Raw genomic sequence first — 22,691 nt, forward strand, 5'->3', positions numbered from 1 at the left:
CTGGACCGGATGCCCCGACCTCTCGATCCGCTGCGGTCGTTCAAGGTGAAGACCGGTCTTCTCGTCGTGGCCGCGCTGTTCTTCGCGTCGCTGACGTTCTGGGTCACCGCTCGCTGGCCGTTCCGATACGCGCTGGTCCTGGCGTTGCTGGTGTCGTTGGCCGTGACCCAGATCCTCGCGCACGGCATGACGTCTCCGCTCCGCGCGATGACCGCCGCGGCCCGCGCGATGGCGACCGGCGACTATTCACGCCGGGTGCGGTCGACGTCGCGGGACGAGATCGGCGAACTGGCTCGCGCGTTCAACCAGATGGCCGAGGACCTCGAGGCCGCCGATCGGTATCGCCGCGAACTCATCGGCAACGTCTCGCACGAACTCCGCACACCGATCTCCGCTCTGCAGGCACTCCTCGAGAACGTCGTCGACGGGGTGGAGGAACCCGACCCCGCCCGGATGCGGGTGGCGCTCGACCAGACCGAGCGGCTCGGGCGCCTCGTCGCCGAGTTGCTGGACCTGTCGAGGGTGGAAGGCGGGGCGGTGCAACTCGAGCGGGAGAACTTTCCGGTCCGTGAGTTCCTCGAGGATGTGGTGCGGCAGTCGGAGGACCCGCGGCGACCGCGGCGGGTGACCGTCGACGTGCAACCGCCGCATTTGCGCGCCGACGCGGACACCGCACGCCTGCATCAGGTGGTGACGAATCTCGTGGACAACGCGTTTCGGCACGGCCCGGCGCGCACCCGCGTGGTCGTCCGTGCCAGACCGGACGCCGGCGGCGTGATCATCGAGGTGGAGGACGACGGCCCCGGTATCGCGCCCGGCGAGCGGTCGCGGGTGTTCGAGCGGTTCACCCGCGGCGGCTCCACCGACGGTGGGACCGGCCTCGGTCTCGCCATCGCACGCTGGGCGGTGGATCTCCACGACGGCCGCATCGAGGTCGTCGACACGGCCGAAGGCTGCTGTATCCGGGTGAGTCTGCCCGCCGCCTGATTACCGATCCACAACCGGGACGCGACGTCCCGCGATGACACCTGCCTTCATCCGGCAGCGACAACCAGGGAGGGAACAATGACCATCGCACCCCCACAACCCGCCGCGCCCACGTCGGGCGACTTCTGGCCGAGACGTGCCTGGCGCCGCGACCGGACGTCGATGGCTCCACGGCCGATCGTCCTCGCGGCCTTGGCGGCAGGCATGGTCGCGGCGCTGACGCTGCAGGTCACGGTGGTCGGCCTCGGCTACGTCGTCACCGGCACTGCGGTGGCCGTCGCGGTGTTCGCCACGCGCAGGACGATGCCGACGGCTGTTCAGTCTGTCGCGATCCTCGGTGCCCTCGCCCTGCTGGCCGTGCTCAGCGTCCGCGGTGCGGGGTGGCTGGCCGCGGTCTGTGTGGCGCTGAGCTGGGTGGTCGGGTCGTTCGCCCTCGTCGGCGGACGCACGTGGACGGGGTTGGCGGCGGGGTCGTTCGCGTTGTGGTTCACACCGCTGCGGGTGGCGCGGTGGACGCGTCGAGGTGCGAGGCGGTGGCATGCGAGCGGGAAGGTGCCGGTGGGCCGGGCTCTCGGTGTCGCGGCCGTGACGGCCGTGCTGCTCCTGGTCTTCGGTTCGCTGTTCGCCGGCGCGGATGCCGGTTTCGCCGCCTTGCTGGGCAGGGCCGCATCGACCGTCCACGTGTCGAATCCGTTCGGGCGGTTCGTGCTCGGTGTCCTGGTGTGCGGGGGCACGCTGGGGGCCGCGTACCTGCTGAGGCGGACGCCCCGCGTCGACGCACTCGCCCCCGGGCCGGGGCGCCCGGTTGCCCGGTGGGAGTGGGTGTTTCCGCTGGCACTGCTGGATCTGTTGTTCCTCGGATTCGTCGCGGTGCAGTTGACGGTGCTGTTCGGTGGGAGCACGCACGTGCTGACCACGGCTGACCTGACGTACGCCGAGTACGCGCGACAGGGTTTCTGGCAGTTGCTGGCGGTGACCGCGCTGACACTGGTGGTGATCGCCGTCGCGGTCCGGAAGGCGGCGCGAGTGGAAGTCGTGGATCGTGTCCTCGTGCGGGTGCTGCTCGGACTGCTCTGCGCGTTGACGCTCGTCGTCGTGGCCTCGGCGATCCACCGGATGTCGCTGTACGAGAACCAGTACGGGTACACGCGGTTGCGGGTGTCCGTGACGGTGACGGAACTGTGGCTGGGGTTGGTGTTCGTGTTGCTGATCGCGGCAGGCGTCCGGTTGTCGGGGCGGTGGTTGCCGCGTGCCGTCCTGGCGTCCGCGGTGGGTGGGGTGCTCCTCCTCGCCGCGATCGATCCGGACGCGTACGTCGCCAGGAAGAACGTGGAGCGGTTCGACGAGACCGGGCGGATCGACGTGAGCTACCTCGATTCGCTGTCCGTCGACGCCGTCCCCGCTCTGGATCGGCTGCCCGAACCGGAACGGTCGTGCGCCCTGTACCGACTCGACCGGCAGGTGAGGGGAGAGTCGCAGTGGTACGAGTACAATGCGGCACGCAGTCGCGCGAAGAAACTGCTGGCCGCGCATTCCGTCGGCTCGTGTGAGCGGGTGGGGTCGTAGCGGTTCTCGCGCCGTTTGCCGACGGATTTGCCGGAATCACAGGCAATTGCGTGGGAATCCGGCCAATGTCCGTGCGGCTGTGGCGCGCCGAGCGCGCGCCATACCCACCAGTGTGCACCGCGTCCGCGGTTATCCGACCGTCTCGGGCACCCGTGTCTGCGCGACCCACCGGCCGCGTTGCCGGGTGATCTCGATCGGGTGGTCGAAGCATTCGCTGATGTTGCCGGTGGTGAGGACGTCCGTGACGGGGCCCTGTGCGATCACCCGGCCCTCGCGGATGAGGACGGCGTGGGTGGTGGTGGTCGGGATTTCCTCGAGGTGGTGGGTGACGAGGATGCTGGCGAGGCTCGGGTACGTGACGCGCAGTTCGTCGAGTGCGGTGAGGAGTTGTTCTCGCGCAGCCAGATCCAGGCCGGTGGCGGGCTCGTCGAGCAGGAGGAGTTGCGGCTCGGCCATGAGGGCCCGCGCGATCAGGGCGCGTCCGCGTTCGCCCTGGGACAGGTTGGGCCACAGGGCGTCCGCGTGCTTCTGCATGCCGAGGGAGGCGATGAGTTCGTCGGCGCGGGCGACCTGGCCGGCGGTCGGTGCCCACCTCGGCACGAACTCGGGTGTGTTGGTGAGGCCGGTCAGCACGACGTCGCGCACCGTCAGCGGCGCGTCGATCCGGTGTCGCGGGTTCACGTGCCCGATGTGGGCGCGCAACTCCCGCATGTCGACCCGGCCCAGCTGATGGCCGAGGACGTGGACGGTGCCGTGGGTCGGATGCGCGAAGGCGCCGAGCATGCTCAGCAGCGTGCTCTTGCCCGCACCGTTCGCGCCGAGCAGCACCCAGTGCTGTCCGCGTTCGATGTGGAGGGTGATGTCGCTGAGCAGATATCGGCCGCTCCGCACGAGGTCGACGTGGTCGGTGCTGACGACCGAGTTCGGGGTGGTCACTGATGTTCGCCTTTCCGCAGAATCGACATGGTCGGATCGAGGTTGGCGGCGGTGGCGGCGACAGCCGCCCCTGCATCGCCTGCTTCCAGCGCGCGCACCAGGTCGTCGTGTGCGCAGCTGGTGTCGGGTCGGCCCGGTTCGTGGTCGACGAGTTCGGCGAGCGCGTCGACGAGCAGCGGCCGGATCGAATCGAACAGGGCGGACAGGATCGAGTTGCCTGCGATCTCCAGGATCGCGGCGTGGAAGTCGAGGTCGGCCGCGACGAAGACGGCGGTCGACTCGGTGGTGCTGTCGTGCCGGGCCGACAGCTGCTCTCGCAGTCGCCGAAGGTCCTCGGGGCGTGCGCGTTCCGCGGCGAGCCGGGCGGCCTCGATCTCGAGGGCGCGCCGCACCTCGTACACCTCGAGCAGGCGCGCGCGGCGCAGCAACTTCTCGAGTCCCGCACCGCCCGTGGGTGGTTTCGCGACGAACGTGCCGACGCCGTGCCGCACGTCGAGCAGGCCGTCGCGGGCGAGCAGCCGGACGGCCTCGCGGACGGAGGAGCGGCCGACGCCGAGTTCGGTGGCCAGTTCGGCCTCGCTGGGGATGCGGCTGCCGAGGGCCCACTTGCCTTCACGGATCCAGGCGGTGAGGAGTTCCTCGAGCTGGGGAACCAGCGGTCCGCTGCGGAGGGTGTGACGTCCGGCCATTCGGCGACGCTAACACAGTCCTCAGACGTCTGAGGACTGTGGTGGAGCCTATGGTGAACCGGAGAGAATCAACGCAGCAGAGGAGAGGTGCACCATGGCCATCGCCACCGCAGACCGTGTCACGCGGGAAGAGTTGCTCGACTTCGTCCGTCCGCGCCATCGCAGCGTGCTGATCACCCGGAAGCGCTCCGGCGGCCTGCAGATCTCCCCGGTCACGTCGGGACTCGACTCGGAAGGCCGGATCGTCGTCGCCACCTACCCGCAGCGCGCCAAGGCCGCGAACGTGCGACACGACCCCGCCGTGAGCGTCTGCGTGCTGTCCGACGAGTTCAACGGCGCCTACGTGCAGATCGACGGCACGGCCGAGGTACTGGACATGCCCGACGCACTCGAGCCGCTGGTTGAGTACTTCCGCGGCATCTCCGGCGAGCATCCCGACTGGGACGAGTACCGGGACGCCATGCGGAAGCAGAACAAGAGCCTCATCCGGATCACCATCGACGAGTGGGGACCCATCGCGACCGGCGGCTTCCCGCCGGACGCCGATCGCGGATAGGTCCCCGCCACCTACTCGACGGCACCCGCCGAGCGCAGCTGCTCGATGCCCGACGGGTCGTAACCGGCCTGCGCGAGGATCGCATCGGTGTCCTGCCCGGGCCGCGGGGCCGGCCGGGGAACGGTCGCCGGGGTGCGGCTGAAGCGCGGTGCCGGTGCGGGCTGGCGGATGCCGCCCACCTCGATGAACGTCTCCCGTTCCTTGTTGTGGGGGTGCTCGTGCGCCTCCCACGGCGACAGGACGGGCGACACGCACGCGTCGGAATCGGCGAAGACGGCTGCCCAGTCGTCCCGCGGCCGGGTCGCGAACACCTCGGCGAGACGCTTCTTCAGTTCCGGCGCCGCATCGAGGTCGTACTGCAACGGCAGATCCTCACCGCTCAACCCCAGCACGTCGAGGAGTTCACCGTAGAAGTGCGGTTCGACGCACCCGACCGCCACGTGCAGACCGTCGGCGCACTCGTAGGTGTCGTAGAACGCGGCGGCCCCGTCGAGGACGTTCCGCCCCCGACCCTCCTGCCACAGACCGGCGGCGTTCATGCCGTGGACGAACGCCGTCAGCAGCGCCGCGCCGTCGACCATGGACGCGTCCACCACCTGTCCGCGGCCCGACCGGGAACGCTCGTGCAGCGCGGCCAGGATCCCCATCGCCAACATCAGGCCGCCACCGCCGAAGTCGCCCAACAGGTTCAGCGGCGGCACCGGCCGCTCGCCGGCGCGCCCGATGGGTTCGAGCGCGCCCGCGAGCGCGATGTAGTTGATGTCGTGCCCGGCCCGCGGTGCGAGAGGTCCGTCCTGGCCCCAACCGGTCATGCGCCCGTAGATCAGTCCGCGGTTGCGGGACAGGCAGTCGTCGGGGCCGATGCCCAGGCGTTCCGCGACGCCGGGACGGAAACCCTCGACGAGGATGTCGGCTGTTTCGACGAGTGTCAGGACGGCCTCCAGCCCCTCAGGAGTCCGCAGGTTCACGGCGATCGATCGTCGTCCCCGGTCGAGTACACCCGACGGCGCCATCAGCCCACTGCCGCCGTCACCCGCCCGTTCGACGCGGATCACGTCCGCGCCGAGGTCGGCGAGGATCATGCACCCGAACGGGGCGGGCGCGAGGCTCGCGATCTCGACGACGGTCAGCCCGCTCAGCGGCCCGCCGGTCACGACACCCCCTGCGCGTCGCGGGGCAGTCCGAGCATGCGTTCCCCGATCACGTTGAGCTGCACCTCGGTGGTGCCGCCGTAGATGGTGGTGGCGCGGCCGGCGATCAACTGCTCCATCGCCTTGTCGCTCGGCTCCCCGGGAATGCTGACGGCGCCCGCTGCCCCCAGTTCGGCGACGACGAATTCGGCGATCGACTGCCCGAGGCCCATACCGAGCAGCTTCCCGACGCTGGACGTGGTGCTCACGTCCGCCCCCGACAGCTGCTTCAGCACGATCCGTGAACCGATCAGATCGATTGCCTGGCTCTCGGCCACCAGTTCGCCGACGCGGAAGCGTGCCAGCGGGCCGAGGTCGCGGCCGCGGGCGAACTGCAGCAGATCCTTGTCGGTGGCGTAGGCCTCCATCTTCTGGCTCAGGGCCACCCGCTCGCCGGCGAGGGTCGTGCGGGCCACGTTCCAGCCGTCGTTCACGTTCCCGACCACGTTCTCGTCCGGGATGAACACGTCGTCGAGGAAGACCTCGTTGAACAGGGCCGAGCCGGTCATCTCGCGCAGCGGCCGGACGGTGACCCCCGGCGTCGACATGTCCAGCACGAAGTACGTGATGCCCTCGTGTTTCGGCCTGGACGGGTCGGTGCGGGCGATCAGCATCGCCCAATCGGAGAACTGTGCCACCGTGGTCCAGATCTTCTGCCCGGTCACCGTCCAGCCGCCGTCGACCTTCTCGGCCTTGGTGGTCAGCGACGCCAGGTCGGAACCGGCCCCCGGTTCGCTGAACAGCTGGCACCACACGAGATCTCCGCGCAGCGTGGGGACGGCGAGATCCCGCTTCTGCGCGTCCGTGCCGTGGGCCACGACGGCCTGCACCGCCCAGCCGCCCATCAGCAGCTGCGGCATCGGGATTCCGGCGGCCTTGATCTCCTGGGCGATGACGATCTGCTCGAGCGGGGACGCGCTGCGCCCGTACGGTTTCGGCAGGTGCGGCTGCACCCAGCCGCCGTCGCCGAGTGCGATCAGCTGGTCGTCCTCGTCGAGGCCCACCAGCGGGGCGAGTTCCGCCCGCACCTCGGTCCGGATCGCCTCGGCTTCGTCCGGCAGTTCCAGTTCGGAGGTGCGGGCGGTGCCTGCGAGGGACTGGTCGGCCACCCGGGTGGCCCGCTCCTCGCGGGTGCCGAGGAGCCCCCGGATGGCCAGCGCCCGGCGGTAGAACAGGTGTGCGTCGTGCTCCCAGGTGAATCCGATGCCGCCGTGGACCTGGATGCAGTCCTGTGCGCACTGCACCGCGGCATCGGGAACGACCACGGCGGCGATGTCCGCGGCGAAATCGGCGGTGTCGTCGCCGTTGTCGAGGGCGGAGGCGGCATCCCACAGCACCGCGCGCGCCTTCTCCAGGGCGATGCCCATGTGGGCGCACTTGTGCTTGACGCCCTGGAACTGGCCGATCGGTCGCCCGAACTGCACCCGCGTCTTCGCGTACTCGGATGCGGTGGACACGCACCAGGACATCACGCCGATCGCCTCCGCACCGAGGACGACGGTGGCGACGGACCGGACGCGCTGCTCGCTCAGACCGTCGAGGATCCGGTCGGCGCCCACGTCGACGGCGTCGGCCGTGATCCGTGCGGAACCGCGGAGCACGTCGATGCTGTCCTGCACCGTGACGGTGACGTCCGCGGAATCGACAACGGCCCAGCGGATGTCGTCGCCGACGGTGATCGGGAGTAGCAGGATATCGGCGTGTTCGCCGCCGAGAACCGCGTCCGCGACCCCGGTGACGCGGTATCCGCCCTCGTGCGCCGATGCGTCGAGTGGGCGGCCCAACGCGACTGCGGCGGTGTGTGATCCGTCGAGAAGACCAGGCATCACCTCGATGCCGACCTTGGAATCCGCGGCCGCCACGAGCGCGGCGGACAGTGCGGTGGGGACGAACGGACCCGGGGCGGCGGTCCGCCCAAGCGCTTCGAGAGCCACCGCCAACGTGAGGAGCCCGGCGCCGTGACCGCCCTTGTCCTCGGGGACGTGCAGTCCCAGCAGGTCCTGGCCGACGAGTGCATCCCAGAACGGCGGAAACTTCTCCTCGCTCGTGGACTCGACCGCGGACCGGACATGATCGGAGGTGATGGTGTGTTCGGCGAAAGCGCGGACCGAGTCGGCGAGGGCCCGGTGTTCCTCGGTCAGCCCGAGCCCGAGCTCGTACGTGTTCTTGGCCATGTCGCGGCCCTTCAGCCGAGCCGGTCGGCGAGGTCGGCGACGGTCCACGGGCCGTCGCTCTCGATGGTCGTGACGTCGTGCCAGCCGGCGAGCTCGGAGATGGCACCGCCCTGCACGGCGAACACCTTGCCGGTGATCTTGCAGTTCGCGTCGGCGAGACGCGCGACGAGCGGAGAGATGTTGGTGGGGCTGAACGCGTCGAACTCGCCCTCCGGCACCTCCTCGGCGAACAGCGCGCCCATACCCGGGGTGGCCAGCGTGAGCCGGGTGCGGGCGATCGGGGCGATCGCGTTGACCCGGACGCCGTAGCGTTCGAGCTCGTCCGCCGCGACCAGGGTGAGTGCGGCGATGCCCGCCTTCGCGGCGCCGTAGTTGGCCTGGCCCGCATTGGGCATGAACGTGCCCGACGCCGACGCGGTGTTGATCACGGACGCGTTCACGGTCTCACCCGCCTTGGTCTGCGCCTTCCAGTACGCCGCCGCGTGATGCAGAGTGGCGGCGTGTCCCTTGAGATGCACGGCGATGACGGCGTCCCACTGGCTTTCGGTCATGCCCGCGATGAAGGCGTCCCGCAGGATGCCCGCGTTGTTGACGAGGACGTCGAGGCGGCCGAATTCGCTCACCGCTTGGCCGACGAGTCCTTCGGCGCCGTCCCAGGACGCGACGTTGTCGGTGTTCGCGACAGCCCTGCCGCCCGCGGCGACGATCTCGTCGACCACCTGCTGAGCCGGGCCCGCGTCCTCGCCGGTGCCGTCGTTCGCGCCGCCGAGGTCGTTGACGACCACGGCAGCGCCCTCACGGGCGAAGTGCAGTGCGTGTTCCCGGCCGATTCCGCGTCCGGCGCCGGTGACGATGGCCACCCGTCCGTCGAGTGTTCCCATGTGCGTACTCCTAGGTTTCTGTGTCCGCGATGACGGCGAGGCCGTCCTTGATGACGAGTTCGTTGCCGACGCTGGTCTCGTAGGCGTACGACGTTGTCCGGCTCGTGGACTCGCCGACCTGCCGGAACTGCGTGGCGATGTCCTGGCCGGGCAGGACGGGTTTCGCGAACCGCACCGCGAGCCGGCGGAGCCGTTCGACCCTGCCGTCGGCGAGTTCGGTGAGCGCCGCCCACGACGTGAACGCCATGGTGCACAGGCCGTGGTTGATGATTCCGGGAAGTCCGGACATCCGGGCGATCTCGTCGTCCAGGTGGATCGGCATCGGATCACCGGAGGCGGGGGAGTACCGGAACGTCTGGTTCTCGTCGATGTGCTGGGTGATCGACGCGACCGGGGCCTGTCCGCGGAGGGACTCGTCGAACCGGTGCGCGGGTGCCTGCTCGCCGAGTCCGGCTCCCGCGTCGACCTTCCGGAAGAACGCGGTCATCCACTGCTCGTTGACCAGTTCGCCGCCGTCCGTCGTGGTTTCGACGTAGACGACGACGGTGGAGCCGTTCTCCCGGCCCTCGAATCCGATCGGCTTCGCGCGGACCACGAGGTTGTCGCCGGGACGGATCGGACGGTGGAAGTGGAAATCCTGCTCCCCGTGCACGAGTTTCATGAGCAGTTCGACGGGGGCGACGGACAGTGCCGCCGGTGCCATCGACGTGAACGCGGGGACCACGGCGAACACCGGTGGTGCCACCTCGCCGGCGAGGTGGCGTTCGATGGGATCGTTGGTGGCCGCGGCGTAGTCGGCGATGCGCTCGGCGGTGACCTCGAACCGCTGCGGATCGGTCCACTCGCCGAGGCCGCTCGTGTCGAATTCGACTGTGGGGGTAGTCATGCGGATCAGCCCACCATGTCGGCGAACCCCGCCAGGGACGCCTCCAGATCCGCCTTGGCGTTCTTGGCGACGGCCTTGCCGATGGGGCCGACGATCATCGTGCCGGTGAAGCTCGCGTCGATGATCGCCGTGGATCCGGCGCCGTCCGGCTCGACCTTCAGCGTGAATTCGACGGTGACCCCCGCCATGCCGGTGCCGGAGATCTTCACCATCTCGGGCACCTGCACCTCGGTGACGGTCCACTCGATCTTGTTGGCCATGCCCATCACGGAGACGACCTCGGTGAACTTCGATCCGAGTGCCACCTCGGCGGGGATCTCGCTCTTCCACGACTGGTGGATGGTGAGCCACTCCTCCCAGCGGGACAGGTTGGAGAGCGCGTCCCACGCCTTGTCGGGGGAGGCGGGAAGGGACGCTGCGACGGAAACGGAAGCCATGGTGTACTCCTGGTGTTCGAGGTGGAAGGAATTGTGAGAGAGGCGGATCAGAGTGCGCGGTAGGCGGTGACGACGACGGCACCGCCGAGGCCGATGTTGTGCTGAAGGGCGACCGCGGCGCCGTCGACCTGGCGCTTGTCGGCCGTGCCGCGGAGTTGCCAGGTGAGTTCGCTGCACTGGGCGAGTCCGGTGGCGCCGAGGGGATGTCCCTTGGAGATGAGACCGCCGGACGGGTTGACCACCCAGCGCCCGCCGTACGTGGTGTCGTCGTTGTCGACGAGTTTGCCGCCCTCGCCCTGGCCGCACAGGCCGAGCGCCTCGTAGGTCAGCAGTTCGTTGGTGGAGAAGCAGTCGTGGAGTTCGATGACGTCGATGTCGTCCGGTCCGATGCCGGCCTGTTCGTACACGCGGGCCGCGGCCGTGCGGGTCATGTCCGCGCCGACCAGGCTGATCGCACTCCGGTCGTCGAATGTGCTCGGGAGGTCGGTGACCATGGACTGGCCGACGATCTCCACGGCCTGCCCGGCGAGGTCGTGCTTGTCGACGAACTCCTCGCTCACGACGATGACGGCGCCGGAGCCGTCGGAGGTGGGGGAGCACTGCAGTTTGGTGAGGGGCCCGTAGATCGGCTTCGAGCCGAGGATCTCGTCGAGTGTGTACTCGTCCTGGAACTGGGCGTACGGGTTGTTCTGTGAGTGGCGGTGGTTCTTCACGCCGATCTTGGCGAACTGTTCCGCCGTGGTCCCGAAGCGTTCCATGTGTTCCTTGCCCGCGGCGCCGAACATGTAGGGGGCCGGCGGCATCGCGAACTCCTGAAGTTCGGCGAGCGCGAGGAGATGGCGCATCATCGGCTGTTCCCGGTCGTCGTACGTGGACCCGAGCGAACCGGCCTGCATCTTCTCGAAGCCCAGCGCGAGCGTGCAGTCGACCTGACCGCTCCGGACGGCCTGCGTGGCGAGGAAGAGTGCGGTCGACCCCGTCGAACAGTTGTTGTTGACGTTCACGATGGGAATGCCGGTGAGGCCGAGTTCGTAGACGGCCCGCTGTCCCGACGTCGATTCGCCGTACACGTATCCGACGTACGCCTGCTCCACGAGCCCGTACTCGATTCCGGCGTCCGCGAGTGCCCTGCCGCCGGCCTCGCGCGCCATGTCGGGGTAGTCCCACTCGCGTGCACCCGGCTTCTCGAACTTCGTCATCCCGACGCCGACGACGAACACCCTGTTACCCATTGCGGCTCCCTAGAGTCCGGAGAAATGTGTGTGTGACACCCTGTCCCACCAAAGTATGTGAGACAGTCTGTCCAGTCAACAGTTGGATGGGTAACGTGTGCGTGATGCCGGACAAAGTGGAAACCGCCGCGTCGCCCCAGGGCGACGGCCGCGCCACGCGCTGGGAGGACCACAAGGCGGAACGCCGAAGCCGGATTCTCGAAGCCGCGATGGACGCCATCAACGAGGACGGCCCCGACGTGGGCGTCCAGCAGATCGCGAACCGCGCCGACGTGCCGCGGTCGGTGGTCTACCGGATCTTCACCGATCGTGGCGACCTCGACGAGCAGCTGCGCGGACGCATCATCGAACGACTGATGGCGGACCTCGCGCCCACGTTGACACCGGAGGGGACCGTCGGCGAGGCGATCGCGCGCGCCGTCGAGACGTACCTGCGGTGGATCGTGGAATATCCACGGCTCCACCAATTCCTCGGCACCGGATCGCCGAGCAGGCGCACCACCGGCTCGCGTGTGGTGACCGGAACGAAGACCGCGATCGCGCTCCAGCTGTCCGGTCTGCTCGCGACGGTCCTCGACACGGTGGCCGGCAATTCGGATCTCGCCGAGTCGCTGGCCTTCGGGTTGGTGGGACTCGTGGATGCCAGCGTCAACCGGTGGCTGAGCAACCCGCAGTCGGCGCTCGGCAGCGACGAGCTGGCCGAGTTCCTGGAGGTGTCGATCTGGCAAGTGCTGCACGGCAATCTGGCGCGGATCGGCGTCACCATCGACCCGTCGACCCCGGTGTCGGAACTGCAGTAGTCGGCCGGCTGTGGCCAGCTACCATGGCTTTCATGCCCTCCCGGCGAGGTTCACCGGCCGCTTCCGAGCAGGCCTGGGTGTCGGACACGGCGGTCGGCGACGCCGTCGCGCGCTTCACCAGTGCCTGGGAGTCCTCGTCGTCCGCGCCCGATCTGGTCGCCTACCTGCCCGTGTCTCCCGCGCTCCGCCGGGTCACGCTCATCGAACTCGTCAAGGTCGACCTCGAGAACCGCTGGCTGCGCGGCGACCACCCGAAGCGGCTCGACCAATACTGTGAGGAGCTGCCGGAACTGCGGCGGTGGCCGTTGCCGCCGGATCTGCTGTACGAGGAGTTCCACATCCGGCGGCGCAGCGGGGAGTCGGTCGAGGCGAGCGAATACACGCAGAATTTTCCGGGTCAGGCCGGTGAGCTCGACGAACTGCTCGGCACCGGCGAGTACCAGAGCACGGCGCTCCATCACGGGGAGACGACGCTGTCGGTGTCTCCGGGGAGCGGCGGAACGCTCGACGATCTGGAGGTGGGCCAGCGGATCGACGATTTCGATCTCGTGACCGGTCTCGGCAGGGGCGCGTTCGCGCGGGTGTTCCTGGCCCGGCAGCGGTCGCTGCAACGGATGGTCGCCGTCAAGATTTCCCTGGACCACGGCACCGAGCCACAGACCCTGGCCCAGTTCGACCACGACTACATCGTCCGGGTCTTCGATCAACGCCTCCTCGCGGGCCGTGACCTGAGACTGCTGTACATGCAGTACGTGCCGGGCGGCACCCTGCTCGACGTGGTCGGGCGGGTCCGTGAGACTCCGCCGGAAGCGCGCAGCGGCGCCGTGCTGCTGGACGCGATCGACCGGGCCCTGGTCGGGCGAGGCGAGATCCGGCCCAGCGAATCCGGGGTGCGCCGGGAGATCGCGACGCTGACCTGGCCCGAGACGGTCGCCTGGCTCGGCCGGCGGCTCGCGGAGGCACTCGACTACGCCGGACGCCACGGCGTCCTGCACCGCGACGTCAAACCGGCGAACGTGTTGCTGACGACGGAGGGCGTCCCCAAGCTCGCCGACTTCAACATCAGCTTCAGCCGAAACGTCGCCGGGTCGAGTCCGGTCGCGTACTTCGGCGGCTCGCTGGCCTACATGTCACCCGAACAGCTCGAGGCGATCCACCCGGACCGGCCGGGCGCACCCGGCGATCTCGACACCCGCAGCGACCTGTATTCGCTCGCGGTCGTCCTGTGGGAGTTGCTGACCGGCAGAAGACCTTTCGACGACAGCGACGCCGAACTGCACTCCCACCCGCCCGGCGACCGCACCACTCTCGACGCGATGCTCGCGCGGCGGCGCGGACCGGACGAACCGGCCGCCGACGCGCTGCCCGCCGACTGTCCGAACGCGCTGCGGCGAGTGTTGCTGAAATCGCTGGCGCCGGCACCGAAGGACCGGTTCTCCTCCGGTGCCGAACTAGCCCAGCAGCTCGACGTCTGCCTCGACGCGCACGCCCGAGATCTGGTCGATCCGCCGCCGGGAAGCTGGCGGCTGCGGATGCGGCGGTGGACGCACCCGATCATGTTCCTGGCCATCGCAGTTCCCAACCTGCTGGCGATCCTCTACAGCTACCAGCACAACAGCACCCTGATCATCAGCAAGCTGCCGCCCGCCGCGCAGGAGAACTTCGAGCGGATCACCCGGATCGACTACACGGTCGCGTTCCTCATCGGAGCCGTCGGCACGGTGTCGATGGTGATCTACCTGACGATGGTGGCCGGCGGGCTGCGCCGGGGGCGGGTCTACACCGGCGCCCAGCTCGCCCGGGCGCGCCGGGACACCCTGTTGCTCGGCCAGCGGTGTGCACTGCTCTGCCTCGGGCTGTGGATCGTCAGCGGCCTCGTTGTGCCGATCACGTTGGAGGTGAGCGGCAGTCAGGTTCCGTGGAACACGATCGTCCACTTCACCGCATCTCAGCTCGTGTGCGGAGCGATCGCGGTGGTCTACCCGTTCTTCTTCGTGAACTTCTACGCCGTCCGCTGCCTCTACCCGGTGTTTCTGAGGCACGGCGAGATCAGTGCGTCCGACGCCCGGATGTTGAAGCGGTTGGGGCGCCGCAGCACGTTCTTCCTCGCCGCGGCCGCCGCCGTGCCGCTGCTCGGGATCGCGGGAGCCACGTTCATTCCCCCGGAGGACCTGCCCCGGGTGATCGTCGCGCTCCGCGTCCTGTGCGTCGGCAGCGTCGTCGCGTTCGTGGCGGCCTACTGGATGTTCCGGATGCTGTCCGAGGACCTGCACGCGCTGGAGCGCGTCGTGTCAGGCGCGCCGCGGCACGAGTGATCAGGCCGAACCCGTGAACGTCAGCCACAGCAGCGAGACGTTGAGCACGACGATCAACGACGCCGCCACCCAGGCGGCGACCGTGGTGGCCGTCGCGTTGCGGTGGACGCCCATCAGGTCGCGGCTCGACGTCATCCGCACGAGTGGAATCACCGCGAACGGGATGCACAGGCTGAGAACGACCTGACTGAGGACGAGCGCGAACGTGGGATCGACGCCGATCGCCAGCACGACCAGTGCGGGAATCAGGGTGACCACCCGGCGCAGCAGCAGGGGGATGCGCATCGACAGCAGGCCGTACATGATCTCGGAGCCGGCGGCGCAGCCGATCGACGTGGACGCCAGGCCGGACGCCAGCAGTCCGACGGCGAAGACGACGGCGACCGTGGGGCCGAGCGAACTCTGGATGGCGGCGTGCGCGCCGTCGATCGAGTCGGTGCCCGGAATGCCGCGCAGGGCGGAGGCGGCGAGCAGCAGCATGCCGATGTTCACCGCGCCCGCCACGATCAGGGCACCGACCACGTCCCACTTCGTCACCCGCAGCAGTCGCGCGAGGCGGGGGCCTTCCAGGTCGTTCCCGTGCCGGTCGCGGGCGAGGGCGGAGTGGAGGTAGATCGCGTGCGGCATCACGGTGGCGCCGAGCATGCTCGCGGCGAGCAGGACCGTCTCGGTGCCCTCGAAACGCGGCACGAGTCCGGCGAGCGCGTCCGTACCCGACACGTCGGTGAACGCGAGCCCGGTGAGGAACCCGACGGTGATGATCGTCAGGAGTCCCATCACGACGAACTCGAACGTCCGCTGACCGCGGCGGCTCTGGATCGACAGGATGCCCATCGACACGACGCCCGTGATCAGCCCTCCGACGAAGAGGGGAACGCCGAACAGGAGATTGAGTGCGATCGCGCCGCCGATCACCTCGGCGAGGTCGGTCGCGATCGCCATCGCCTCCGCCTGCAGCCAGAACGCGCGACGGTTCCCGGTCCGCAGGCGGGTCCCCAGCATTTCGGGCAGTGATTTGCCGGTGACCAGCCCGAGTTTCGCAGACAGGTACTGCACCAGCACGGCCATGGCATTGGCGAGAACGAGGACCCAGACGAGTAGGTACCCGTACTTCGCGCCCGCGGTGAGGTTGGCGGCCACGTTTCCGGGGTCGACGTACGCGATGGCAGCCACGAAGGCGGGCCCGAGGAGCGCGACAGTTCGGATACTGCCCTTGCGGGGCGTGCGGCGCGGGAGGAGAGGGCGGGGTGCCTCGATGCTCACGGAGCTCCTGGTCGTGGTCTGCGGATCTACCTGCTGATTCGTATATCCGCACTATAGATTTAGGGATAACGAACTTTCAAGCGTGGGGTGCGGATCGACCCGGAATTGCCACCTCCGGCGCTATATTGACTAGAACGTGTTCTACTCGCGGTGGAAGGGAGTCCCGATGGGACAGGTTCTCGACAGAATCGACGGCGTCGCCGAGGAGATTCGCGGGCAGGCCGTCCGGTCGGAGGCGGATTGCCGGCTCACCGACACCGCCGCGGCCCTCCTGCGCGACTCCGGCGCGATCCGGTTGCTGCAGCCCAAGCTCTACGGCGGCTACGAGGTGCACCCCCGCGAGTTCGCCGAGACCGTCATGGGAGTCGCCGCACTCGACGGTGCGAGCGGATGGGTCACCGGGATCGTCGGCGTGCACCCGTGGGAACTGGCGTTCGCCGACCCGCAGGTGCAGGAGGAGATCTGGGGCGAGGACAACGACACGTGGATGGCGTCGCCGTATGCGCCCATGGGTGTCGCGACACCGGTCGACGGCGGGTACGTCCTGACGGGACGGTGGTCGTTCTCGTCCGGAACCGACCACTGTCAGTGGGCCTTCCTCGGGGCGATGGTCGGCGACGGCGAGGGTGGCATCGCGGTGCCGCCGTCGTCGCTGCACGTGATTCTGCCGCGCACCGACTATCAGATCGTCGAGGACACGTGGGACGTCATCGGCCTGCGCGGAACGGGAAGCAAGGACCTGATCGTCGACGGTGCCTTCGTCCCGGGCTACCGGACGTTGAACGCGGCGAAGGTGATGGACGGACGTGCGCAGAAGGAGGCGGGCAGGCCGGAGCCGTTGTTCAACATGCCGTACTCGTGCATGTTCCCGCTCGGCATCACCGCCGCCGTCATCGGCATCACCGAGGGCGCGCTGGCCTGTCACATCGCGGTGCAGAAGGACCGCGTCGCCATCACGGGCCAGAAGATCAAGGAGGATCCCTACGTGCTCAGTGCGATAGGAGAGTCCGCCGCCGAGATCAATGCGTCGCGGGTCTCCCTCATCGAGACCGCCGACCGGTTCTACGACAAGGTCGACGCGGGCAAGGAGATCACGTTCGAGGAGCGGGCGATCGGACGCCGCACCCAGATCGCCGCGGCCTGGCGTGCGGTGCGTGCCGTGGACGAGATCTTCGCGCGCGCCGGCGGCGGCGCGCTGCACTACAAGACGCCGATGCAACGGTTCTGGCGGGACGCGCACGCCGGCCTGGCCCACGCGGTTCACGTTCCCGGACCCACCAACCACGCGAGCGCGCTCACCCAGCTCGGCGGCGAACCGCAGGGGATGATGCGCGCCATGATCTGAAAGCGCCGGGAGGCCGAGGCGCGCGCCCCGGCCTCCCGGCATCGGATCAGAGTGCGGCTGCGGTGAATCCGGTCTCGAGGTCGGCGAGGATGTCGTCGATACCCTCGATGCCGACGGCCAGCCGGACCAGTCCGGGAGTCACACCGGCGGCGAGCTGCTCCTCCGGGGTGAGCTGCGAGTGCGTCGTCGACGCCGGGTGGATCACCAGCGAGCGCACGTCGCCGATGTTCGCGACGTGACTGTGCAGGGTGAGCGCGTTCACGAACTTCTTGCCGGCATCGACACCACCGGCCAGTTCGAACGTCACGATCGCACCCGGACCCTTCGGGGTGAGCTGCCGTGCGCGCTCGTGCCACTGCGAGGACGGCAGACCCGCGTACGCCACGGACGTGACCTCCGGGCGGGCCTCGAGGAACTCGGCCACCTTCTGGGCGTTGGCGACGTGCCGCTCCACGCGCAGGCTGAGGGTCTCGATGCCCTGCGCGATGAGGAACGCGTTGAACGGGGCGACCGCGGAACCCAGGTCGCGGAGCAACTGCACGCGCGCCTTCAGCGCGTAGGCCGGGGCGCCGAGGTCCGCGAAGACGACACCGTGGTAGCTCGGGTCCGGGGTGGTGAAGTTGCCGTGGCGGCCCTGGGTCCAGTCGAACGTGCCGCCGTCGACGATGACACCGGCGATCGCCGTGCCGTGACCACCGAGGTACTTGGTGGCCGAGTGCACCACGATGTCGGCGCCGTGCTTCAGCGGCTGCAGCAGATACGGTGTGGCCACCGTGTTGTCGACGATCAGCGGGATCCCGTTGTCGTGGCCGACCTTCGAGATTCCCGGGATGTCCAGGATGTGGTTCTTCGGGTTGGCAATCGTCTCGCCGTAGAACGCCTTGGTGTTCGGGCGGACGGCGCTGCGCCACTGCTCGAGGTCGTCGGGGTCCTCCACGAACGACACCTCGATGCCGAGCTTGGGCAGCGTGTAGTGGAAGAGGTTGTAGGTGCCGCCGTACAGGTACGGGCTGGAGACGATGTGGTCGCCCGCCTCCGCGAGGTTCAGCACCGCAAAGGTTTCCGCGGCCTGCCCGGAGGACAGAAGCAGTGCGGCGACGCCGCCCTCGAGGGCCGCGATGCGCTGCTCGACCGCGTCCTGCGTGGGGTTCATGATGCGGGTGTAGATGTTGCCCGGCTCGGCCAGACCGAACAGCGCGGCAGCGTGATCGGTGCTGTCGAACGTGTACGAGGTGGTCTGGTAGATCGGCAGCGCCCGCGCCTTGGTGGTCGCGTCGGACGTCTGCCCGGCGTGGATCTGCTTGGTCTCGAACGACCAGTTGACGGTGGGATCGATGCTCTCGGTCACGAGTGGTGTGCTCCAGATTCGGTGAGGTGGATGTGGTGAATCAGTTTTCGCCGGTGAGTGTTTCGACCACGGTGCGGACCGGGGTCTGATTGCGGGTCAGGTCGAGGACGGGGCAGTGCGCATCCACCGCCTCCTGCAGTTCGAGGTAGCGCTCCCGCGATTCCGGGCCGGTCAGCGTCACGACGACCCGCACCTCGCCGAACCCGGCACGGACGGCGTCGTCGAAGCCGAAGAACCCGCGTACGTCGAGGTCGCCCTCCGCCCGCGCCGAGATGTCGTCGACGCGGACACCGAGCTTCTCGGCCCAGAAGCGGTACGTGACCACCTGGCACGAGAGCAGCGACGCGAGGTAGTACTCCACGGGATTGGCCGCCGAATTGTCGCCGCCGAGCGCCGGAGGCTCGTCCACCTCGACGCTGTACTTGCCGAGCGTGACGGTGCTCGCGACGGCGTCGTGCGCCTGCGCGGAGGCGCGGAAGACGACGTGAGCGTTCGCGGAATCCTCGGACACGGCGTCGCGGCTGGCGCCGATGACCGACGCGAGATGCGAAACGGATGCAGTGGTCATGACAGTACGAATCCTTCGAAAACGAGGGTGTGCAGGAAGAACCCGGCGTGAAACGTCACGCCGGGACGGGTCCGATCAGGAGATCGGACACCTCGAGGTACACACCAGTGCGAAATCGACGTGGCGACGCCGCGTCAGCAGCTCACCTGAGTCGATCACGCCGGATTCGGTCACGGATCAGACTGTAACCGCACGACACGCATTCCGACCAGTCCCATAGGAAATTCTGCTCACGGAGTGGGCAGCGCGCGGCACAGGGCGTCGAGAGTGGCCGAGAAACGCGCGGACGACGGCGTGCTGTAGCCGACGACGAGTCCGTCGGACCGGTCCGCGCGACCGTCGGGATGACGGAACGTGCGCAGACCCTCCACTGCGAGACCGAGGGACGCGGCCCGGTCGACGGTGGCCGCCTCGGTCCCGTCGGGAAGTTCGAGTACGCCGTGCAAACCGGCCGCGATGCCGGTGACGTGCACGTGTGGTGCACGGGCGGCGAGGGTTTCGACGAGGGTGTCGCGCCGGCGACGGTAGAGGGTGCGCATCCTGCGGACGTGCCGATCGAATGCGCCCCTCTCGATGAAGTCTGCCAGGGTGAGCTGGTCCGTCGAGCTGACCCATCTCTCGTATCCGCCCTTGACTGCCAGAACACGGTCGATCAGGCGTTCCGGCAGCACCATCCAGCCCACGCGGATCGCGGGGGAGAGAGTTTTGCTCACCGTGCCCAGATAGGCCACCTCGTCCGGGGCCAGACCCTGCAGGGCGCCGACGGGTTGGCGGTCGTACCGGAACTCCCCGTCGTAATCGTCCTCGATCACGATCGCGCCCGCCGCACGTGCCCATTGCACGAAAGCCGTTCTCCTGCTCGGGTGGAGTGGCCCGCCGGTGGGGAATTGATGAGCCGGGGTGAGTAACGCTGCCGACAGTTGCCTGCCCGTCGCATCCGGGGGTTGCGCTCCGCGGTTGTCGAGGTGCAGGGGGACGGTGGACACGCCGGCATCGCCGAGCAGCTCGCGATGAAGGTGCAACCCATACCCTTCGACGGCGATCGGCCCCTTCACGGCGCGGGCGAGCAACCACAGTCCGTGCCCCGAGCTCGCACTGACCACGATGTGGTCGGGATCGGTGCGCACTCCTCGTGCACGAGAAAGGTATTCGGCGAGAGCGTGACGGAGCTCGGGACGTCCCCGCGGATCACCCGGTCCGAACGCGTCGTTGGGTGCCGCGGAGAGCGCGCGGCGGGCCGACGCCATCCAGGCGGCACGCGGAAATTCCCCGACGTCGGGAGAACCGGGCATCAGGCTCAACGCCGGTCGGGGCGCCACCGCGGAGCGGGTGTGCGGACGTCGGGCCGGCTCGCCTGCCCGATCGACGACCCGGGTCCCCGACCCCTGCCGGGCGGTGAGCCAGCCCTCGGCCACGAGTTCGGAGTACGCCTCGGCGACGGTGTTGCGGGCGATGCCGAGGTCGAGGGCCAGGGTGCGGGACGGCGGGAGGGTGGTGCCTGCGACGAGCCGTCCCGATCGAATCGACTCGCGCAGAGCGGAAACCAGGTTCGCGCGCACCCCCGGCGCCCGTCCGCCGCCGGACGCGGTGAGGTCGAGATGGAGGTCGCGGCCCAGACCCGAATTGGCCCAAGTTTCCATGCACGAATTGAACCATACAGATGGGCTATTTCGCGCTTACTGTTCTCGTATGACCACAACAGAGCGCAAGACCCGCGTCGACCTCGCCCGCAAGGCCCCCGCCGTCTACAAGGCGATGATCGCCCTCGACGCCGCGGCACGGCAGGGCCTCGACCCGGAGCTGGTCGAGCTGGTGCTCACCCGTTGCTCTCAGATCAATCACTGTGCGTGGTGCATCGACATGCACACCGCCGATGCCCGCAAGATCGGCATCAGCGAACAGAGGTTGTACCTGCTGGGCGCATGGGAGGAGGCGCACGGGCTGTACACCGACAAGGAGCGTGCCGCGTTCGCGCTCGCCGAGGCGATCACCGTGCTGACCGACGGCTTCGTCCCCGACTCGGTGTACGAGGAGGCGGAGGAGCACTTCGAGGAGACGGAACTGGCGCAGCTCATCTCGCTGGTGCTCACGATCAACGCGTGGAATCGCATCGCCGTGAGCACGCGGAAGACCCCGCGGGTGCGCTGATCCCGGGTAACGGACCCGCCGCCTCGCGCCCGCTGCACTGCCGCCCGCTCAGAAGTTTCCGCGGGCGGCTTGTTCGCGTTCGATGGCTTCGAAGAGGGCTTTGAAGTTGCCGATGCCGAAGCCGAGGGAGCCGTGGCGTTCGATGAGTTCGAAGAACACGGTGGGCCGGTCGACGAGGGGTTTGGTGAAGATCTGCAGCAGGTAGCCGTCCTCGTCGCGGTCGACGAGGATGCCGCGTTTCTGCAGTTCGGCGATCGGGGCGCGGACGTTGCCGATCCGGGCCCGCAGGTCGGGGTCCTCGTAGTAGGAGTCGGGGGTGGCCAGGAATTCGACGCCCTCGGCGGTCAGCTGGTCGACGGCGGTGAGGATGTCATTGGTGGCCAGCGCCAGGTGCTGGGCGCCGGGCCCGCGGTAGAAGTCGAGGTATTCGTCGATCTGCGAGCGTTTCTTGGCGAGGGCGGGTTCGTTGAGGGGGAACTTGACCCGGTGGTTGCCGTTGGAGACGACCTTGGACATCAGGGCGGAGTAGTCGGTGGCGATGTCCTCGCCGACGAACTCGGCCATGTTCGTAAAGCCCATGACTCGGTTGTAGAAGTCGACCCAGTGGTCCATCTTGCCGAGTTCGACGTTGCCGACGACGTGGTCGAGGGCCTGGAACAGGCGCTTGGGGGCCCCGTCCCGTTTGGTGTGCGACGACGCCCGCTCGATGTAGCCGGGCAGGTAGGGGCCGGTGTAGTTGCTGCGGTCGACGAGGGTGTGGCGGGTGTCGCCGTAGGTGGCGATCGCGGCGAGGCGGACGGTGCCGTGCTCGTCGGTCACCTCGTGCGGTTCGTCGAGGACGGTGGCGCCCTGGGCGCGGGCGTGGGCGATGCACTTGTCGACGTCGGGGACGGCGAGGGCGATGTCGACGACGCCGTCGCCGTGGGTGCGGTGGTGCTCGATCAGGGGGCTGTCCGGGTTCACGGCGCCTTTGATGACGAAGCGGACGGCGCCGGATTCGAGGACGAAACTGTGGTGGTCGCGGTTGCCGGTGGTGGGTCCGGAGTAGGCGACGAGGGTCATCCCGAACGCGGACTGGAAGTAGTGGGCGGTCTGGGTGGCGTTGCCGACCACCCAGACGACGGCGTCCCAGCCGCTGACCGGGAACGGGTCGCGGGTGCCGTCGTACTCGACGAGCCCGACCACTTGCTCGAGCTGGCCGAGGTCGAGACCTGCCAGGCGTTCCTTGTCGGTGAGAGTCTGCTCGATCGTCATGATGGTGCCTTTCCTTGCAAGGGTTTTCGGATACCGGGGATGTGCGTGCGACTGCGCACCGGGGGAGTGGCGAATGCCTGACACAGAGGTAACCGGGCCCCGATCCGGTCGTCAAC

At 68.7% G+C, this 22,691-nt stretch carries 20 protein-coding genes; 7 read left to right on the top strand and 13 right to left on the bottom strand.

Annotated features, from left to right (window positions below; genetic code table 11):
- The first annotated feature begins 9 nt into the window (after positions 1-9).
- Together ACLIVD_RS07110 and ACLIVD_RS07115 are read left to right on the top strand one after the other, a co-directional pair.
- Positions 10-987, top strand: coding sequence for a HAMP domain-containing sensor histidine kinase (locus tag ACLIVD_RS07110; RefSeq protein WP_283330786.1), 978 nt, complete (start codon positions 10-12; stop codon positions 985-987).
- 78 nt (positions 988-1,065) lie between these two features.
- Complete coding sequence (locus ACLIVD_RS07115) at positions 1,066-2,553, top strand: DUF4153 domain-containing protein (protein WP_491932174.1); 1,488 nt, start codon at positions 1,066-1,068, stop codon at positions 2,551-2,553.
- 129 nt (positions 2,554-2,682) lie between these two features.
- On the opposite strand, the gene ACLIVD_RS07120 is transcribed toward ACLIVD_RS07115, so the two are convergent.
- Both ACLIVD_RS07120 and ACLIVD_RS07125 read right to left on the bottom strand, forming a co-directional pair.
- Positions 2,683-3,489: an ABC transporter ATP-binding protein gene (locus ACLIVD_RS07120; protein ID WP_491932175.1), complete on the bottom strand. Its 807-nt coding sequence runs from the start codon at positions 3,487-3,489 to the stop codon at positions 2,683-2,685.
- Positions 3,486-4,178, bottom strand: a complete 693-nt coding sequence (locus tag ACLIVD_RS07125) for a FadR/GntR family transcriptional regulator (RefSeq protein ID WP_491932176.1) — start codon at positions 4,176-4,178, stop codon at positions 3,486-3,488. The genes ACLIVD_RS07120 and ACLIVD_RS07125 overlap by 4 nt, the downstream gene beginning before the upstream one ends.
- A gap of 94 nt (positions 4,179-4,272) precedes the next feature.
- On the opposite strand from ACLIVD_RS07125, the gene ACLIVD_RS07130 reads away from it, so the two are divergent.
- Complete coding sequence (locus ACLIVD_RS07130) at positions 4,273-4,734, top strand: PPOX class F420-dependent oxidoreductase (RefSeq protein WP_280778540.1); 462 nt, start codon at positions 4,273-4,275, stop codon at positions 4,732-4,734.
- An 11-nt stretch (positions 4,735-4,745) separates the two neighbouring features.
- Here ACLIVD_RS07130 and ACLIVD_RS07135 read toward each other — a convergent pair whose 3' ends face one another.
- The 6 genes from ACLIVD_RS07135 to ACLIVD_RS07160 are packed head-to-tail and all read right to left on the bottom strand — an operon-like array spanning position 4,746 to position 11,534.
- On the bottom strand, positions 4,746-5,888 hold the full coding sequence (locus ACLIVD_RS07135) for a CaiB/BaiF CoA transferase family protein (protein WP_491932177.1): 1,143 nt from the start codon (positions 5,886-5,888) through the stop codon (positions 4,746-4,748).
- On the bottom strand, positions 5,885-8,098 hold the full coding sequence (locus ACLIVD_RS07140; RefSeq protein ID WP_491932178.1) for an acyl-CoA dehydrogenase family protein: 2,214 nt from the start codon (positions 8,096-8,098) through the stop codon (positions 5,885-5,887). Before ACLIVD_RS07140 ends, ACLIVD_RS07135 begins: the two co-directional genes overlap by 4 nt.
- Positions 8,099-8,109: 11 nt before the next feature.
- Positions 8,110-8,979 carry an SDR family oxidoreductase gene (locus ACLIVD_RS07145; protein WP_491932179.1) on the bottom strand — a complete coding sequence of 290 codons (870 nt, stop codon included), beginning with the start codon at positions 8,977-8,979 and terminating at the stop codon, positions 8,110-8,112.
- Positions 8,980-8,989: 10 nt separating this feature from the next.
- Positions 8,990-9,865 (bottom strand): MaoC/PaaZ C-terminal domain-containing protein, encoded by an 876-nt coding sequence (locus tag ACLIVD_RS07150; protein ID WP_491932180.1) that lies wholly within the window; start codon positions 9,863-9,865, stop codon positions 8,990-8,992.
- Between the two features lie 5 nt (positions 9,866-9,870).
- The gene (locus ACLIVD_RS07155) at positions 9,871-10,302 is read right to left on the bottom strand and encodes a type II toxin-antitoxin system Rv0910 family toxin (protein WP_005243970.1); all 432 of its coding nucleotides are present in this window, start codon (positions 10,300-10,302) and stop codon (positions 9,871-9,873) included.
- 47 nt (positions 10,303-10,349) lie between these two features.
- Positions 10,350-11,534 carry a lipid-transfer protein gene (locus ACLIVD_RS07160; protein ID WP_491932181.1) on the bottom strand — a complete coding sequence of 395 codons (1,185 nt, stop codon included), beginning with the start codon at positions 11,532-11,534 and terminating at the stop codon, positions 10,350-10,352.
- Between the two features lie 104 nt (positions 11,535-11,638).
- Here ACLIVD_RS07160 and ACLIVD_RS07165 point away from each other — a divergent pair, with 104 nt between their 5' ends.
- The gene (locus tag ACLIVD_RS07165) at positions 11,639-12,334 is read left to right on the top strand and encodes a TetR/AcrR family transcriptional regulator (RefSeq protein WP_025431932.1); all 696 of its coding nucleotides are present in this window, start codon (positions 11,639-11,641) and stop codon (positions 12,332-12,334) included.
- Between the two features lie 77 nt (positions 12,335-12,411).
- The gene (locus tag ACLIVD_RS07170) at positions 12,412-14,649 is read left to right on the top strand and encodes a serine/threonine-protein kinase (RefSeq protein ID WP_491932182.1); all 2,238 of its coding nucleotides are present in this window, start codon (positions 12,412-12,414) and stop codon (positions 14,647-14,649) included.
- Here the strand turns inward: ACLIVD_RS07170 and ACLIVD_RS07175 are convergent, their stop codons facing one another.
- A complete protein-coding gene (locus ACLIVD_RS07175; protein ID WP_280778532.1) occupies positions 14,650-15,912 on the bottom strand; it encodes an Nramp family divalent metal transporter in 1,263 nt (420 codons plus the stop codon).
- 166 nt (positions 15,913-16,078) lie between these two features.
- On the opposite strand from ACLIVD_RS07175, the gene ACLIVD_RS07180 reads away from it, so the two are divergent.
- The gene (locus ACLIVD_RS07180; protein ID WP_105414235.1) at positions 16,079-17,257 is read left to right on the top strand and encodes an acyl-CoA dehydrogenase family protein; all 1,179 of its coding nucleotides are present in this window, start codon (positions 16,079-16,081) and stop codon (positions 17,255-17,257) included.
- 46 nt (positions 17,258-17,303) lie between these two features.
- Here ACLIVD_RS07180 and ACLIVD_RS07185 read toward each other — a convergent pair whose 3' ends face one another.
- From ACLIVD_RS07185 to pdxR, 3 genes are all read right to left on the bottom strand, one after another.
- Positions 17,304-18,605 carry a bifunctional o-acetylhomoserine/o-acetylserine sulfhydrylase gene (locus tag ACLIVD_RS07185; protein ID WP_491932183.1) on the bottom strand — a complete coding sequence of 434 codons (1,302 nt, stop codon included), beginning with the start codon at positions 18,603-18,605 and terminating at the stop codon, positions 17,304-17,306.
- Between the two features lie 40 nt (positions 18,606-18,645).
- The gene (locus ACLIVD_RS07190; RefSeq protein ID WP_283330798.1) at positions 18,646-19,173 is read right to left on the bottom strand and encodes an OsmC family protein; all 528 of its coding nucleotides are present in this window, start codon (positions 19,171-19,173) and stop codon (positions 18,646-18,648) included.
- A 230-nt stretch (positions 19,174-19,403) separates the two neighbouring features.
- Positions 19,404-20,813: a MocR-like pyridoxine biosynthesis transcription factor PdxR gene (gene pdxR / locus ACLIVD_RS07195; RefSeq protein ID WP_491932184.1), complete on the bottom strand. Its 1,410-nt coding sequence runs from the start codon at positions 20,811-20,813 to the stop codon at positions 19,404-19,406.
- Positions 20,814-20,862: 49 nt separating this feature from the next.
- Between pdxR and ACLIVD_RS07200 the strand changes: the two genes are divergently transcribed.
- Positions 20,863-21,321 carry a carboxymuconolactone decarboxylase family protein gene (locus ACLIVD_RS07200; RefSeq protein WP_491932185.1) on the top strand — a complete coding sequence of 153 codons (459 nt, stop codon included), beginning with the start codon at positions 20,863-20,865 and terminating at the stop codon, positions 21,319-21,321.
- A 48-nt stretch (positions 21,322-21,369) separates the two neighbouring features.
- Here ACLIVD_RS07200 and hppD read toward each other — a convergent pair whose 3' ends face one another.
- Positions 21,370-22,575, bottom strand: coding sequence for a 4-hydroxyphenylpyruvate dioxygenase (gene hppD / locus ACLIVD_RS07205; protein ID WP_491932186.1), 1,206 nt, complete (start codon positions 22,573-22,575; stop codon positions 21,370-21,372).
- Between the last annotated feature and the right edge of the window lie 116 nt (positions 22,576-22,691).

This window comes from Rhodococcus sp. G6(2025) (assembly GCF_058628105.1).

Bases quoted from the DNA above. Each gene is read 5' to 3' on its own strand.
- ACLIVD_RS07200 (WP_491932185.1), top strand. From the start codon at position 20,863: ATGACCACAACAGAGCGCAAGACCCGCGTCGACCTCGCCCGCAAGGCC.
- ACLIVD_RS07140 (WP_491932178.1), bottom strand. From the start codon at position 8,098: ATGGCCAAGAACACGTACGAGCTCGGGCTCGGGCTGACCGAGGAACAC.
- ACLIVD_RS07155 (WP_005243970.1), bottom strand. From the start codon at position 10,302: ATGGCTTCCGTTTCCGTCGCAGCGTCCCTTCCCGCCTCCCCCGACAAG.
- ACLIVD_RS07145 (WP_491932179.1), bottom strand. From the start codon at position 8,979: ATGGGAACACTCGACGGACGGGTGGCCATCGTCACCGGCGCCGGACGC.
- ACLIVD_RS07190 (WP_283330798.1), bottom strand. From the start codon at position 19,173: ATGACCACTGCATCCGTTTCGCATCTCGCGTCGGTCATCGGCGCCAGC.
- ACLIVD_RS07150 (WP_491932180.1), bottom strand. From the start codon at position 9,865: ATGACTACCCCCACAGTCGAATTCGACACGAGCGGCCTCGGCGAGTGG.
- ACLIVD_RS07110 (WP_283330786.1), top strand. From the start codon at position 10: ATGCCCCGACCTCTCGATCCGCTGCGGTCGTTCAAGGTGAAGACCGGT.
- ACLIVD_RS07115 (WP_491932174.1), top strand. From the start codon at position 1,066: ATGACCATCGCACCCCCACAACCCGCCGCGCCCACGTCGGGCGACTTC.
- ACLIVD_RS07165 (WP_025431932.1), top strand. From the start codon at position 11,639: ATGCCGGACAAAGTGGAAACCGCCGCGTCGCCCCAGGGCGACGGCCGC.
- ACLIVD_RS07160 (WP_491932181.1), bottom strand. From the start codon at position 11,534: ATGGGTAACAGGGTGTTCGTCGTCGGCGTCGGGATGACGAAGTTCGAG.
- ACLIVD_RS07130 (WP_280778540.1), top strand. From the start codon at position 4,273: ATGGCCATCGCCACCGCAGACCGTGTCACGCGGGAAGAGTTGCTCGAC.
- ACLIVD_RS07180 (WP_105414235.1), top strand. From the start codon at position 16,079: ATGGGACAGGTTCTCGACAGAATCGACGGCGTCGCCGAGGAGATTCGC.
- pdxR (WP_491932184.1), bottom strand. From the start codon at position 20,813: ATGGAAACTTGGGCCAATTCGGGTCTGGGCCGCGACCTCCATCTCGAC.
- hppD (WP_491932186.1), bottom strand. From the start codon at position 22,575: ATGACGATCGAGCAGACTCTCACCGACAAGGAACGCCTGGCAGGTCTC.
- ACLIVD_RS07125 (WP_491932176.1), bottom strand. From the start codon at position 4,178: ATGGCCGGACGTCACACCCTCCGCAGCGGACCGCTGGTTCCCCAGCTC.